Source organism: Flavobacterium poyangense (assembly GCF_011751075.1).
GTDB classification, from domain to species: Bacteria; Bacteroidota; Bacteroidia; order Flavobacteriales; family Flavobacteriaceae; genus Flavobacterium; species Flavobacterium poyangense.
On the sequence record NZ_JAALLN010000002.1, the window covers coordinates 644879 to 659110 of the forward strand.

General features: G+C 35.7%; 15 protein-coding genes. All 15 read right to left on the reverse strand.

Annotated features, from left to right (window positions below):
* Positions 1–157: 157 nt before the first annotated feature.
* Positions 158–1549, reverse strand: coding sequence for an NADH-quinone oxidoreductase subunit N (locus tag G3A47_RS07660; RefSeq protein WP_166921585.1), 1392 nt, complete (start codon positions 1547–1549; stop codon positions 158–160).
* A gap of 64 nt (positions 1550–1613) precedes the next feature.
* Positions 1614–3056, reverse strand: a complete 1443-nt coding sequence (locus tag G3A47_RS07665) for a complex I subunit 4 family protein (protein ID WP_166921586.1) — start codon at positions 3054–3056, stop codon at positions 1614–1616.
* A 10-nt stretch (positions 3057–3066) separates the two neighbouring features.
* On the reverse strand, positions 3067–4950 hold the full coding sequence (gene nuoL / locus G3A47_RS07670; protein WP_166921587.1) for an NADH-quinone oxidoreductase subunit L: 1884 nt from the start codon (positions 4948–4950) through the stop codon (positions 3067–3069).
* Between the two features lie 6 nt (positions 4951–4956).
* Positions 4957–5277, reverse strand: coding sequence for an NADH-quinone oxidoreductase subunit NuoK (gene nuoK / locus G3A47_RS07675; protein WP_017494599.1), 321 nt, complete (start codon positions 5275–5277; stop codon positions 4957–4959).
* Positions 5277–5816: an NADH-quinone oxidoreductase subunit J family protein gene (locus tag G3A47_RS07680; protein WP_166921588.1), complete on the reverse strand. Its 540-nt coding sequence runs from the start codon at positions 5814–5816 to the stop codon at positions 5277–5279. The genes nuoK and G3A47_RS07680 overlap by 1 nt, the downstream gene beginning before the upstream one ends.
* Positions 5816–6361, reverse strand: a complete 546-nt coding sequence (locus G3A47_RS07685; protein WP_166921589.1) for a NuoI/complex I 23 kDa subunit family protein — start codon at positions 6359–6361, stop codon at positions 5816–5818. The genes G3A47_RS07680 and G3A47_RS07685 overlap by 1 nt, the downstream gene beginning before the upstream one ends.
* A 96-nt stretch (positions 6362–6457) precedes the next feature.
* On the reverse strand, positions 6458–6979 hold the full coding sequence (locus tag G3A47_RS07690; protein WP_166921590.1) for an ORF6N domain-containing protein: 522 nt from the start codon (positions 6977–6979) through the stop codon (positions 6458–6460).
* A gap of 26 nt (positions 6980–7005) precedes the next feature.
* Complete coding sequence (gene nuoH, locus G3A47_RS07695; protein ID WP_166921591.1) at positions 7006–8058, reverse strand: NADH-quinone oxidoreductase subunit NuoH; 1053 nt, start codon at positions 8056–8058, stop codon at positions 7006–7008.
* A 4-nt stretch (positions 8059–8062) separates the two neighbouring features.
* Positions 8063–9094 carry a 2Fe-2S iron-sulfur cluster-binding protein gene (locus tag G3A47_RS07700; protein ID WP_166921592.1) on the reverse strand — a complete coding sequence of 344 codons (1032 nt, stop codon included), beginning with the start codon at positions 9092–9094 and terminating at the stop codon, positions 8063–8065.
* Positions 9095–9179: 85 nt separating this feature from the next.
* On the reverse strand, positions 9180–10550 hold the full coding sequence (nuoF, locus tag G3A47_RS07705) for an NADH-quinone oxidoreductase subunit NuoF (protein WP_166921593.1): 1371 nt from the start codon (positions 10548–10550) through the stop codon (positions 9180–9182).
* Position 10551: 1 nt separating this feature from the next.
* Positions 10552–11082, reverse strand: a complete 531-nt coding sequence (locus tag G3A47_RS07710; RefSeq protein WP_166921594.1) for a complex I 24 kDa subunit family protein — start codon at positions 11080–11082, stop codon at positions 10552–10554.
* 224 nt (positions 11083–11306) lie between these two features.
* Positions 11307–12545, reverse strand: coding sequence for an NADH-quinone oxidoreductase subunit D (locus tag G3A47_RS07715; RefSeq protein ID WP_166921595.1), 1239 nt, complete (start codon positions 12543–12545; stop codon positions 11307–11309).
* Positions 12546–12570: 25 nt separating this feature from the next.
* Positions 12571–13092, reverse strand: a complete 522-nt coding sequence (locus G3A47_RS07720; protein ID WP_166921596.1) for an NADH-quinone oxidoreductase subunit C — start codon at positions 13090–13092, stop codon at positions 12571–12573.
* 1 nt (position 13093) lies between these two features.
* The gene (locus G3A47_RS07725; protein WP_166921597.1) at positions 13094–13642 is read right to left on the reverse strand and encodes an NADH-quinone oxidoreductase subunit B; all 549 of its coding nucleotides are present in this window, start codon (positions 13640–13642) and stop codon (positions 13094–13096) included.
* A gap of 160 nt (positions 13643–13802) precedes the next feature.
* Entirely contained in the window at positions 13803–14168 is a 366-nt protein-coding gene (locus G3A47_RS07730) for an NADH-quinone oxidoreductase subunit A (protein WP_166921598.1), read from the reverse strand.
* Between the last annotated feature and the right edge of the window lie 64 nt (positions 14169–14232).

A 14232-nucleotide genomic window follows, 5' to 3' on the forward strand; every position in this document is an offset into this window, starting at 1 on the left:
TTGCATTTAATTGACATCAAATATAGGGAGTTTTTTTGAGGGGAACTTGTTTCCGTTAAATTTTTAACATGAATTTTTCTTTGGCAGGAGTGGGCTTAAAAGAAAAAATCCATCAAAAAAATTCTTGATGGATTTGTGTTTATTTGGACTGAAATTTTTATTTCAATAAGTCTACCACTAGTGATGGGAATAAACCTAAAGCAATATTCAAAGTAATTGAAATGATCGCAACGGCATAAATAAGGAATGGTTTTCCGGTACGCTCTTCATTTGGTTCTTTTGAGTACATTGCTAAAATTAGTTTGAAATAGTACCCAACACTGATAATGGAATTTACTACCGCAACAATTACCAAAGTAATGTGACCTGCCTGAATGGTTTGGTTGAATAAAAACAACTTAGCAAAAAATCCTGAGAAAATCGGAATTCCGGCCATTGATAGTAATGAACCTGTAAGTATAGCCGCCAATAAAGGATTTGTTTTTCCTAAACCGTGGAAGTTTGTAATGTCTTCATTTTCCTGATTTTTACAAACGTATAAGATAACACTAAAAGCAGCGATTCCGGCTAAAGCATAAGCTGCTGTGTAATATAATAAAACACCTGCAGAAGTAGCAATTGTTAATAACGTCATCAACATAAATCCGGCATGTGAAATACCCGAGAAAGCCAACATACGTTTTACATTTACCTGACGCAATGCCATGATATTACCCACTGTCATAGAAGCTATTGCAATAATGACTACAATGGTTTCAAAGGTTGGTAAAAGATCTTGATTGTCTAATGACGGAATCAGATTTAAGGCACTTACTAATTTGTATAAAGTAGCAACAGCAATAACTTTTGCCAAAGTACTCATTAAAGCGGTTGTTAAAGCCGGAGAACCTTCGTAAACGTCAGGAGCCCAGAAATGAAAAGGTACTGCTGCTATTTTAAATAACATTCCAACTACCATCAAAATCATTCCGATTGGAAACCAGATTGGTAATTCTGCAGATAATGAGCTGTCGTGTATTTCGGCAACATCAAAACTTCCCATTGCTCCGTAGATCAAACAAATTCCGAATAAGATAATTCCTGATGCGAATGAACCCATTAAGAAATATTTCATACCCGCTTCGTTACTTTTTAAGTTCAAACGCTCGCTTGCTGCAAGTACATATAAAGCGATTGATAAAATTTCGATTCCCAGGAAGAACATCGCTAAGTTTCCAAAAGAAACCATTGCTACACCACCGGCCAATAAAAATATTTTTATAGCAATATAATCGGAGATTTTTGTGGGATGATTTTCGTAAAAATTGTGACTTAAAGCGATAAGGAAAATGGTTAAAACAATAAACAATGATGAAAAGGCAGTCGAGAATTTACTCACTGTAATCATATTATTGTAATAACTTTCTGTTGATCCGAATTCTGAAAAATTAAGTGCCAAAACAGCCAAAAGTCCAATAATCGAAAATGGAACAATGGCTTTTCTGAAATTAAGAATTTCAAATAATAGGCAGAAAATACCCAATCCTGTAATTGCTATTAATGTATTCATTTTTGCTTTTTTGATTTAGGATATCGAATGCTGCTGATGCCCTAATTTATTTTTATTTAAAATATTAGTTCTTGTTGATAACGCTTAGTATGTTTTCTAAACTTGGTGTAATCAGATCAGTAATTGGTTTCGCATAAAATCCGAAGAACAATAGTACTGCAATAATTACCACTAAAGAAATTCCTTCATTAAGAGAAACATCTTTGAATGTTTTTGCATTGGTTTCTCCCAACATTACATTCTGAAACATTTTAAGCATATAATAAGCTCCCAATATAATTGTTGTTCCGCCTAAAACGGCAAACCAAACATTTACTTGAGAAAGACTATACAAAACAGTAAACTCTCCAACAAAGTTAAAAGTACCCGGCAACGCAACCGAAGCCAAAAGTAAGATTAAAAACATAGAAGTAAATTTTGGAGATTGTGTGCGAATTCCGCCCATCTCTGCAATATTTCTGGTTTCATATCTTCTGTAGATAATTTCGGCGGCATAGAATAATCCTACTACAACAAAACCGTGAGCAATCATTTGTAAAACCGCTCCGCGTAAACCATCAATAGTTAAAGTGTACGATCCCGCAGCAATTAGTCCAACGTGTGCCAAAGAAGAATACGCTAATAATTTCTTCAAATCTTTTTGTCTTAAAGCTACGATAGATCCGTAAATCACACCGGCAATTCCTAACACGATAAAGATATTCATGTATTCTTTTGCAGCAAGTGGCGCAATTGGCAATTGCCAACGAATAACACTGTACAATCCCATTTTTAGCATGATACCGGATAAAAGCATCGTTCCGACTGTTGGTGCTTTTTGGTACACATTTGCCTGCCAGGTATGGAATGGAATAATTGGAATTTTAATAGCGTATGCTAAGAAGAAAGCCAGGAATATCCAAAGTTGTTCAGTAGCAGATAAGTTTAATTTGTAGAAGTCTTCAATTAAGAAACTTCCATTTGCTTTTTGCGATAAATAGATAAAGGCAACTAACATAAACAACGAACCGGCAAGAGTGTAAATAAAGAATTTTACAACTGCTTTTCTGCGTTCGTCAGCATCGCCATTACCCCAAATAAGAGCAATAAAGTAAATAGGGATTAGAGCTAATTCCCAAAAAATATAATATAAAAGACCATCTGCTGCAAGAAAAGTTCCTGTCATTGCAAATGCCATAAATAAAATTAAAGCGTAAAAACCTTTCGCATTTTTATAGTCATTCCCGAAAGAAGAAAATATAATGATTGGGGTTAAAGACAAAGTCAACAGAACCATAGCAAGAGCTAATCCATCAGCATTTAAAGCGAAAGATATTTTTGGTTCCGTGATCCAAGCGTTGATTAAGCTAATATTTTCGCCTGCACAAAAATGATTTAACAACACTACAGAACATCCGAAAGCAGCTAAGCTAAAGAACAAGGCTACTTTTGAAGCTAGTTTGTCACCAACAAAATAAGTGGCAAATGCACCAATTAAAAGGATAATTAATAGAAGAGAAACGTTCATAGTTATTAAATTATTGAGCTAAAAATATATAGGAAACAATGGCACAAAGACCCAAAACAAAAGCAAAAAGATATAATCCTATACTTCCATTTTGTACTTTTTTACCTTGAAAAGCAAGTTCATTGGCAACTTTACCAAATCCGAAAACAACTGCTGTTAAACCGGTTTCGATATAATCTCTAAAGAATCTTGATAATGCATTTATGGTACGAACAAATACAGCGTCGTAAATTTCGTCTACATAATATTTGTTGTATAATACTTTCGTTAAACCAGTAATGTTTTCGTCTGCTTCAGGAACATTGTCTTGTTTGAAATATTTTATGTACGCAATTAAGATTCCAAGTAATCCTCCCAAAACTGCAACTCCCATTAAAGTATATTCTGTTGTGCCTAAATGGTGTTCTTCACCCGCTACTTTTGTAAATAATGGAGCCATATATTCGTTTAACCAACTGTGACCCGGTAAACTGATTAACCCACCGAAAGTAGCTAATATCGCTAAAATTATTAGTGGGAAAGTAATTAAACCATCGCTTTCGTGCAGATGATGTTTTTGTTCTTCGGTTCCTCTAAAATCTTTAAAGAAAGTCAAAAACATTAATCTGAACATATAAAAAGCAGTCATGATAGAAGCAACAGATCCAACAACATAAAGTGGAATGTTGTGGTGGAAAGCCGTTAATAAGATTTCGTCTTTAGAGAAGAAACCTGAAAAGAACGGAACTCCGGAAATTGCTAATGATGAAATTAACATAGTCCAGAATGTGATAGGCATTGCTTTACGCAAACCACCCATTTTACGCATATCCTGCTCTCCATGTAAACCGTGAATTACAGAACCTGAACCTAAGAACAAACAAGCCTTGAAGAAAGCGTGTGTGATTACGTGAAAAACAGCTACTTCATAAGCACCAAATCCTAGGGCTAAAAACATTAAACCTAATTGAGAAACGGTAGAATAAGCCAATACTTTTTTGATATCGGTCTGAACCAAACCAATTGTTGCAGCAACTAACGAAGTGATTGCTCCAATAACTGCAATTACTGATTGAACATCCGGTGCTAAATCAAAAACAAAGTTTAATCTTGTTACCATAAAGATACCTGCAGTAACCATCGTTGCAGCGTGAATCAAGGCAGATACAGGAGTTGGTCCTGCCATCGCATCCGGTAACCAGGTATATAACGGGATTTGTGCAGATTTACCACAAGCTCCAATAAATAAACATAAAGCAGCTAAAGAAAGCAACGGGATATTTAAGTTAGCAGCTCCGGCAATTGCTGTTTTTAAGGTAGCATAATCTAAAGTCGAGAACATAGAACCAATGATGAACATTCCGATCAAAAGACCTAAATCTCCAATTCTGTTCATGATGAAAGCCTTTTTTGCAGCATCATTGTAATCCTGGTTTTTATGCCAGAATCCAATTAGCAAGTACGAACAAAGTCCAACACCTTCCCAACCGATGAATAAAACCAGTAGGTTACTTCCAATTACAAGTGTAATCATGAAAAACACGAACAAGTTTAAGTAAGAGAAAAACTTGTGTATGTTTTCGTCATCATGCATGTAGCTGATAGAGTATAAATGAATCAATGACCCGATTCCGGTTACAAAAAGCAACCAAAGCAGGGATAATTGATCTAATAAAAATCCAAGATTAATGTGCAGATTACTAATCTGAATCCAGTCAAATAAAGTAATCTGAATCGCTTGTTGATTTTGGGTAATCTGATTAAAAAAGAATAAGGTAACAGCAAACGAAACTACAACAGCAGCTGTTCCGATAATACCGGAAACTGTTTTGCCTAAGCTTTTTCCAAAGAAAACATTGATTAAAAATCCTAAGAAAGGAGCTAATACTAAAACTAAAGCTAAATTGGTATTCATTTCCATTTATCCTTTTAAATTTTTTAAATTATCGATACTAATCGAACCTAAATTCCTAAAGATCGAAACTAAAATAGCCAATCCTACTGCAACTTCAGCTGCAGCAACTGCCATCGAAAAGAAGACAAAGACCTGTCCTTGTGCATCTTGATGATACGTTGAAAAAGCAACAAATAAAAGGTTAACTGCATTCAACATGATTTCGATAGACATGAAAACGATAATAGCATTTCGTCTGTACAATACACCAAAAATACCAATACAGAAAAGTACAACACTTAAAAAGATGTAATTTTCAATACCTATTTGATTTAATATATTACCCATTATTTATTTAATTTTTCTTTTTTAGACAATAATACAGTTCCAATCATCGCTACTAAAAGTAAGATTGATGCAAATTCAAACGGAACCATATATTCGTTTAATAATATTTTACCCAATACTTTGATCGATTGAAAATCTTCTCCGGTTGAGTCATAATCACCCATAATTGGTTTCGAGTTGATAAAGATTGCAATCAAAACAATGCAAATCAAACAGAAAGAAACGATAGCGCCCAAACGTGTGATTCTTGGTCGGTGGACTTCTTTTTGTTCGTTAAGGTTCATCAACATGATGGTAAACAGGAACAAAATCATAATCGCTCCCGAGTAAACTATAAGATGTACAATAGCCAAAAATTGAGAGTTAAGCAATAAATAATGACCGGCAATAGAAAAGAAACAGATTACCAAATAGATGGCACTGTGAATCGGGTTTCTGCTAAAAATAGTTAAGAATGCGGTAATTACTGTGATAAACGCCAGAAAACAAAATATAACTTGTATTGTAGTTGCGTGGGCAAAGTCAGGAATATGTATCATTAGTTGGCGTTTTTAAGTTGAGTGTTTTTCATCGCCATTTCTAAAGGCATCACTAATTTGTCTTTTCCAAAAATGAAATCTTCTCTTTCGTAGCTTGCAGGAACCAGAACTTTTGACGTAGTTAAGTAAATAGCATCTTTTGGACAAGCTTCTTCACACAAACCACAAAAAATACAACGAAGCATATTGATTTCATAAATCGAAGCATATTTTTCTTCTCTGTACAAGTGTTTCTCGTCTGCTTTACGCTCAGCAGCTTTCATTGTGATCGCTTCTGCAGGGCAGGATAGCGCACATAGTCCACAAGCGGTGCAATTTTCACGTCCTTGTTCATCGCGTTTCAACATATGCTGACCACGGTAAACAGGGCTCATTTCACGCACCTGTTCCGGATAATGAATGGTGATTTTTTTTCTAAAAAGGTGTTTTAAAGTAATAAACAAACCTTTTACAATCGCCACAAGATACAATCGTTCCAAAAAAGTCATGTCTTTGTTTGAGACAACTTTTTTTCTACCCGATAATGAAATAGTTTCTATTGACATTTTTTATGTTTTTATTTTGAAGCCTAGTCCGCTTTACTGTTCTATATTTTTAATAGAATTATCATTTGGAGCTGTAACTTTTGATTTTAATTCAATTTATTTTTTATAACCAATTTTGGTTCGTTCAACTTTGTTTTCTTGTTTATCCATCAATTCTTCTAAATAAGAAAAAACCAATTCTATGTTTTTATCGTGATTGGATACTTTTTTTCTTATCTCTTCGATTTCGAGTTTTATATCTAAAGTGTCTGCAATTACCTGACGTATTTTTGTAAAAACACGTATAATCTGAATGTTAACTTTAATTGCAGTAGCACTACTTAAAACACTTGATAACATAGCAACACCTTGTTCGGTGAATGCTAACGGAACGTATCTGTTTCCTCCCCAACTTGAGGTGCCAAAATGGCTCCTCAAGATTTCATTTTCAATTTCAGTCAGTTCGAACATGAAATCTTCAGGGAAACGATCTATATTTCTACGAACTTGTCTTTTTAGCTGTTTTGTTTCTACTCCGTAAAGTAGCGCTAAATCTGAATCAAGCATTACTTTCTGATTTCTAATGAGCAAAATTTTACTCCTTATAAATTCTTCGGTAAATTTTAATTCGTCATTCATAGTGATTCTTATTACGAATTAGTGCCTTAAAACCCTAAAGCGGCTACAATATCGTGTCGTAAAATAACAGCTCCGGTAATCATAATATTAATGATCGAAAGCGGAATCAAAATTCTCCATCCTAAATGCATCAATTGATCGTATCTAAATCTTGGAATCGTCCAACGCACCCACATATAGAAAAAGATAAAGAAACATATTTTAGCAAATAACACTGCAATTCCTAAGATATTAGCGGTATTAACACCTACATTTTCTACCATCCAGCTCATTCCCGGATAATTGTATCCTCCGAAAAATAAAACCGAGATAATAGTAGCAGAGATAAACATACTTGCATATTCAGCAAACAAATAGAATCCCATTTTCATCGAGGAATATTCGGTATGGTAACCACCAATTAATTCGTTTTCACATTCTGCTAAGTCAAAAGGAGTTCTGTTGGTCTCAGCAAAGGAACAGATTAGAAAAATTAGGAAGGATAAAGGTTGATAAAAAACATTCCAGTTCATTCCTGACTGTTGTAAGGAGATTTCTCTTAAGCTTAAAGTTCCGGTCATCATCAACAAAGCGATCATTGATAATCCCATTGCAACTTCATACGAAACCATTTGAGATGCTGCACGAATCGCTCCCATTAAAGAGAATTTGTTGTTAGAAGCCCAACCTCCAATCATAATTCCGTAAACACCTACAGAAAGAACTCCGAAAATATAAAGGATACCAATATTAATGTCGGTTGCCTGTAAAAGTACCTCACGGCCAAAAATGTGTAATTTATCTCCCCAAGGGATTACAGCACTGGTCATTAAAGCGGTACTCATGGCAATTGCCGGTCCTACAACGAATAAAAATTTATTAGGTGTGTTTGGAAAAAACTCCTCTTTCGAGAATAATTTCATACCATCGGCAAGAGGTTGTAGTAAACCTCCCCAACCTGCACGGTTAGGCCCTACACGGTCTTGTAAGAAAGCGGCAACTTTACGTTCTGCCCAGGTAGAATACATCGCCATAATCATTGTTACAGCAAAAACTACAACAATAACAACACTTTTTTCTATAATAAATGCACTATCCATCTTTTTAAGAATTTTTGTTGTTAGTGGTTAATGGAATTTCAGCCATACTAATTTTTTTACGGTCTTCATCTCTACCTAAAAGAATATTTTTCTCTGTAGCGATTTCTACTTTCTCTAATTTTTGAGTGTAGTTATTTTGATTGATAACAGAATCTTTTTCAAATTCTCTTGGTCCTTCAATAACCCAGTCATTTACATTTTTGTGGTCAAAACGACAGCTGTTGCAGATAAATTCTTCTACTTCATGGTATTCGTCTTTACGACCTGTAACACGTTGAATTTCTCCTCCAAACATCCAAACGGTTGTTTTACCGCAACATCCCGGAGTAGTACACTCTCTGTGTGCATTGTAAGGTTTGTTGAACCAAACTCTTGATTTAAAACGGAATGTTTTGTCTGTTAAAGCACCAACCGGACAAACGTCGATCATGTTTCCGGAGAATTCATTGTCGATTGCTTTTGAGATTCCGGTAGAAATATTAGCGTGATCTCCACGGTCTAATACTCCGTGAACTCTGTTGTCTGTCAATTGATCTGCCACTTGTACACATCTTTGACATAAGATACAACGGTTCATATGCAGTTGAATATTCGGACCGATATCTTCCGGTTCAAATGTTCTTTTTTCTTCGATAAAACGGGATTTTGGATTTCCGTGTTCGAAACTTAAATTTTGTAAATCACACTCACCCGCCTGATCACAAACCGGACAGTCTAATGGGTGATTGATTAATAAAAATTCAGTTACAGATTTACGGGCTTCCGTTACTCTGTCTGAAGATTTACTGTTTACTTCCATACCGTCCATACATCCTGTTACACAAGAAGCCATTAATTTTGGCATTGGTCTTGGGTCAGCCTCGCTTCCTTTGGCAACTTCAACTAAACAACAACGACATTTACCGCCACTGCCTTTTAATTTTGAGTAATAGCACATGGCTGGCGGTACTAAATCTCCACCAATCATACGTGCAGCCTGCAGGATCGTTGTTCCTGGTTCTACGTCTATACTTTGACCGTCTATGGTTACTTTCATCTCTTTTTTTTGTTTTTTTAGTTTCAGGTTTAAAGTTTCAGATCGTTGGACTTGAAACAAAAAAGACTTGAAACTTGAAACTGTTTTAAATAATTACTTTACCGCCTACTAAATGTTTCACTTGAGAGAAAGGTTCAGCAACAAAATGATCTCTATGTTTAATTTTTTCTGGGAAACGAACGTGATATTCAAATTCATCTCTAAAGTGGCGAATCGCTGCTGCTACCGGCCAGGAAGCGGCATCACCAAGTGGACAAATTGTGTTTCCTTCAATTTTACTTTGAATGCTCCAAAGTAACTCTATATCTTCTTCACGGCCTTGACCGTTTTCAATTCTCCATAATATTTTTTCTAACCATCCTGTTCCTTCACGACAAGGAGTACATTGTCCGCAAGATTCATGGTGGTAGAAACGAGCAAAGTTCCAGGTGTTTCTAACAACACAAGCCGTGTCATTGTAAACGATAAATCCTCCTGAACCTAACATAGATCCGGTAGCAAAACCGCCATCACTAAGAGATTCGTAAGTCATTAATCGGTCTTCGCCATTTGCTGTTTTAAAAATTAATTCAGCCGGTAAAATGGGTACAGAAGAACCTCCAGGTACAAATGCTTTAAGAGGTCTGCTGGAAGACATTCCGCCTAAGTATTCGTCAGAATTCATGAATTCATCAACACTTAGACCCAATTCGATTTCGTAAACTCCAGGATTTTTGATGTGTCCGGAAGCTGAAATTAATTTAGTTCCTGTAGAGCGACCAACTCCAATTTTGGCATAATCGTCACCAGAATTGTTGATGATCCATGGCACAGTAGCGATAGTTTCTACGTTGTTTACTACGGTAGGATTTGCCCAAAGTCCTGAAACTGCTGGGAACGGTGGTTTAATACGAGGATTTCCTCTTTTACCTTCCAATGACTCAATAAGTGCAGTTTCTTCTCCGCAGATGTAAGCCCCGGCACCGCAATGAACGTGTAATTCTAAATCGTAACCTGTACCTAATATATTTTTTCCTAACCAACCAGCAGCTTTTGCTTCGGCGATAGCTCTTTCTAAAATTTTGAAAACCCACATATATTCTCCACGAATGTAGATATAAGACAGGTTAGCGCCTAAGGCAAAACTTGAAGTAATCATTCCTTCGATCAATAAGTGAGGAATAAATTCCATCAAATAACGATCTTTAAAAGTACCCGGTTCAGATTCGTCTGCGTTACAAACTAAATGTCTTGGTCTTCCTGATTTTTTGTCAATAAAACTCCATTTCATTCCCGCAGGGAAACCAGCTCCACCACGACCACGTAATCCGGATTTTTTTACCTCTTCAACAACTTCGTCCGGAGTAAGTGTTTTTAATGCTTTTTCTACAGAAGCATAACCACCATTTTGGCGATATACTTCGTAGGTTTTAATTCCCGGAACGTTGATTTTATCTAATAATATTTTCTGTGACATCTTATTTATCGTGTAATATTATTTTATCATCTCTACAATCAGCGATTAACTGATCGATTTTTTCTTCTGTCAATTTTTCTTTGTAGAAATCGCCTAATTGCATCATCGGAGCGTATCCGCAAGCACCTAAACATTCTACACCGGCAATGGTAAACATTCCGTCCGGAGTTGTTTCTCCTACTTTAATGCCTAATTTTTCAGAAGTATAATCCATTAAATCTTCGGCACCTCTTAAACAACAACAAGAAGTCTGGCAGAATTCGAACATATATTTTCCAATTGGTTTTTGGTTGTACATGGTATAAAAAGTAACCACTTCGTAAACCTCAATTGGTTTTATGTGCAAAATCTCCGCAACTTTATCCTGCAACTCAATGCTCAGCCAGTTGTCATGTGCATCCTGCACTTCGTGCAAAACAGGCAGCAAAGCTGATTTTCTTTTGTCTTCCGGATAATGACTGATCAGTTCATTGATACGATTCATCAATGACTCCGTCATGTTTATTTCTTGTTTGTAATGTTTACGTTCCATTTTTATTTTAGATTTTAGATTTTAGATTTTATGATTTTTCAATCTTTTATCTCTAATCTATATTCTGCAATCCTTTTTAATTTTAGAGTTTAGATTTCTGATTTTAGATTTTTTCAAATCTTTGTCTGTATCTAAATTCTGTAATCACTATTTAAGTTTTAGATTCTTCAATCTTTGTCTGTAGCGTTAAATCTAAGATTTAAACTCAACAATCTACAATCTTTTTATGCGTCTAATTCTCCGGCAATTACATTTAAACTTGATAGAATAACAATTGCATCCGATAATAAAGCACCTTTAATCATTTCCGGATACGCTTGGTAATAAATAAAACAAGGTCTTCTGAAATGTAATCTATATGGTGTTCTGCTTCCGTCTGTAACTAAATAGAATCCTATTTCTCCGTTTCCTCCTTCAACCGGGTGATAAATTTCTGCAACCGGTACAGGAACTTCTCCCATTACAATCTTAAAGTGATAAATTAAGGATTCCATAGAAGTGTAAACATCTTCTTTTGGAGGAAGGTAGTAATCCGGAACTTCAGCATGATACTCATTTCCTGCCGGCATTTTAGCCAATGCCTGACGGATGATGCTTAAACTTTCCCAAACTTCGGCATTACGAACGCAGAAACGATCGTAAGTGTCTCCTGATTTTCCAACAGGCACAATAAAGTCAAAATCTTCATAAGAAGAGTAAGGGTGTGCTACACGTACATCATAATCGATACCGGCAGCACGTAAGTTTGGACCTGTAAATCCGTAGGCCATTGCTTGTTCAGCACTGATAGCTCCTACATTTACAGTTCTGTCAAGGAAAATTCTATTTCTCTCGAACAGGTTTTCGAATTCTTTCCAGGCAACCGGAAATTCTTCAAGGAAAGTATCCAGTTTTTTGAAAGCGGCTTCAGACCAATCTCTTTCAAAACCACCGATTCTTCCCATATTGGTTGTCAGACGGGCTCCACAAATTTCTTCGTAGATCTCGTAGATTTTTTCTCTAAATTGAAAAACGTATAAGAAACCGGTATATGCTCCGGTATCAACTCCTAGGATAGAGTTACAGATTAAGTGATCTGTAATACGGGCAAGCTCCATTACGATAACTCTTAAATATTGAGCTCTTTTAGGAACTTCTATATTCAACAGTTTTTCTAAAGTCATCCACCATCCCATATTATTGATAGGAGAGGAGCAATAGTTCATACGGTCTGTAAGAGGCGTAATTTGGTAAAAAGGACGATTTTCAGCAATTTTTTCGAAAGCTCTGTGAATGTAACCAATAGTAGGTTCCGCTTCGAGAATTCTTTCACCATCCATCAATAAGATATTTTGAAAAATACCGTGTGTAGCTGGGTGTGTTGGACCTAAATTCAGTACCGAAAGCTCGCTTCCGTCTTCGTTTAGTTTCTCCTTGATTATTTTAGCATATCGATGCTCTGGTGGTAATAATAGTTCTGACATTTTATAATGTTGAATTATTTATTTTTTAGCAATTTGTTATCGTTCTTCCAAAGAATCTGTCATCTTTATCAGTTCTTCCGCTGTCTTCCATTGGGAATTCTTTTCGCATTGGAAAAGAAATCATTTCATCCATATTCAAAATACGTTTCAATTGTGGATGCCCAATAAAATTAACACCGAAAAAGTCGTATGTTTCTCTTTCCATCCAGTTTGCACTTAGGAAGATATTTGAAATCGTTTTTATTTCCGGTTTTTCACCATTAAGAAATACTTTGATTCTAATACGTTTGTTTTCGTACCAGTTGTGCAAATGGTACACCACTGCAAACTGACGTTCTGTTTCGTTATCCGGGTAGTGAATACCACATACATCGGTTAAAAAATGAAAGCGTAAATCGGTATCGTTTTTAAGGAATAGAATCAGTGCTGTAATTTTATCAGCGCTTGCTTCTAAAGAAAAGATATCTCTTTCTTCTCGAAAGTTAAAAACACTTGAGTCAAATGTTTCTGTAAGTTTATCCTGGATCAGGTTATTTTCTAAAGCCATCTTATGAAATGTTATAGGAAGCTAATAATTCTTGGTATTCCGGAGAGCTTCTGCGTCTCACAGATTCTGTTTTAACCAAGTCTTGAAGTCTCATTACGCCGTCAACAATTTGTTCGGGTCTTGGAGGGCATCCCGGTACGTAAACGTCTACCGGAATTACTTTGTCAATTCCTTGTAAAACCGAGTAAGTATCGAAGATTCCACCTGACGAAGCACAAGCTCCAACAGCAATTACCCAGCGAGGCTCAGACATTTGTTCGTAAACTTGTCTTAAAATAGGCGCCATCTTTTTAGAAATGGTTCCCATAACTAATAACATATCAGCCTGACGTGGAGAGAAACTCACACGCTCTGAACCAAATCGTGCTAAATCGTAATGTGAAGCCATTGTAGCCATAAATTCGATACCACAGCAAGAAGTCGCGAAAGGAAGTGGCCATAATGAGTTGGCTCTTGCCAAACCTACAACATCATTTAGTTTTGTAGCGAAGAAACCTTCTCCTACAACTCCTTCCGGCGGTGCAACCATATTTACTTTTGAATCGCTCATTTTTATTTCGGATTTTAGATTTCAGATTTTAGATTTTAGCAATCGTGAATCGAAATCAATATTTTATAAATCAATATTGTGTTTGGAAAAATTTACTTTTCAAATTTGAAATTCTAAACCGAAAACAATCTAAAATCTGAAATCTGAAATCTAAATTTTGTTATTCCCACTCTAAAGCTTTCTTTTTGATAATGTAGAAAAAACCAACTAAAAGCAAAGACATGAAAATGATCATTTTTAGCATCCCTTCCATTCCAAGTTCTTTGAAATTTACTGCCCAAGGATAAAGGAAAATTACCTCTACGTCAAACAAAACAAATAAGATGGCTACTAAGAAATATTTTACAGAGAATGGAATACGGGCATTACCAACGGATTCAATTCCACATTCGAAATTTTTATCTTTTACTTCAGAGGTTCTCTTTGGACCTAATTTTCCGGAAATGATGATAGTTCCCACTACAAAACCGACAGCAAGGATTAGCTGCATTAAAATTGGAAGATAGCTGTATTGATCAGATTGCATAAACTTAGGGTTTTTACTTAAAAAATAAGCCACAAAGATAGTTCCGAACTCTGTAAATCACAAG

What these genes read in the sequence shown, in the direction of transcription:
- G3A47_RS07660 (WP_166921585.1), bottom strand. Translation starts at nt 1,549, where the DNA reads ATGAATACATTAATAGCAATTACAGGATTGGGTATTTTCTGCCTATTA.
- G3A47_RS07665 (WP_166921586.1), bottom strand. Translation starts at nt 3,056, where the DNA reads ATGAACGTTTCTCTTCTATTAATTATCCTTTTAATTGGTGCATTTGCC.
- nuoL (WP_166921587.1), bottom strand. Translation starts at nt 4,950, where the DNA reads ATGAATACCAATTTAGCTTTAGTTTTAGTATTAGCTCCTTTCTTAGGA.
- nuoK (WP_017494599.1), bottom strand. Translation starts at nt 5,277, where the DNA reads ATGGGTAATATATTAAATCAAATAGGTATTGAAAATTACATCTTTTTA.
- G3A47_RS07680 (WP_166921588.1), bottom strand. Translation starts at nt 5,816, where the DNA reads ATGATACATATTCCTGACTTTGCCCACGCAACTACAATACAAGTTATA.
- G3A47_RS07685 (WP_166921589.1), bottom strand. Translation starts at nt 6,361, where the DNA reads ATGTCAATAGAAACTATTTCATTATCGGGTAGAAAAAAAGTTGTCTCA.
- G3A47_RS07690 (WP_166921590.1), bottom strand. Translation starts at nt 6,979, where the DNA reads ATGAATGACGAATTAAAATTTACCGAAGAATTTATAAGGAGTAAAATT.
- nuoH (WP_166921591.1), bottom strand. Translation starts at nt 8,058, where the DNA reads ATGGATAGTGCATTTATTATAGAAAAAAGTGTTGTTATTGTTGTAGTT.
- G3A47_RS07700 (WP_166921592.1), bottom strand. Translation starts at nt 9,094, where the DNA reads ATGAAAGTAACCATAGACGGTCAAAGTATAGACGTAGAACCAGGAACA.
- nuoF (WP_166921593.1), bottom strand. Translation starts at nt 10,550, where the DNA reads ATGTCACAGAAAATATTATTAGATAAAATCAACGTTCCGGGAATTAAA.
- G3A47_RS07710 (WP_166921594.1), bottom strand. Translation starts at nt 11,082, where the DNA reads ATGGAACGTAAACATTACAAACAAGAAATAAACATGACGGAGTCATTG.
- G3A47_RS07715 (WP_166921595.1), bottom strand. Translation starts at nt 12,545, where the DNA reads ATGTCAGAACTATTATTACCACCAGAGCATCGATATGCTAAAATAATC.
- G3A47_RS07720 (WP_166921596.1), bottom strand. Translation starts at nt 13,092, where the DNA reads ATGGCTTTAGAAAATAACCTGATCCAGGATAAACTTACAGAAACATTT.
- G3A47_RS07725 (WP_166921597.1), bottom strand. Translation starts at nt 13,642, where the DNA reads ATGAGCGATTCAAAAGTAAATATGGTTGCACCGCCGGAAGGAGTTGTA.
- G3A47_RS07730 (WP_166921598.1), bottom strand. Translation starts at nt 14,168, where the DNA reads ATGCAATCTGATCAATACAGCTATCTTCCAATTTTAATGCAGCTAATC.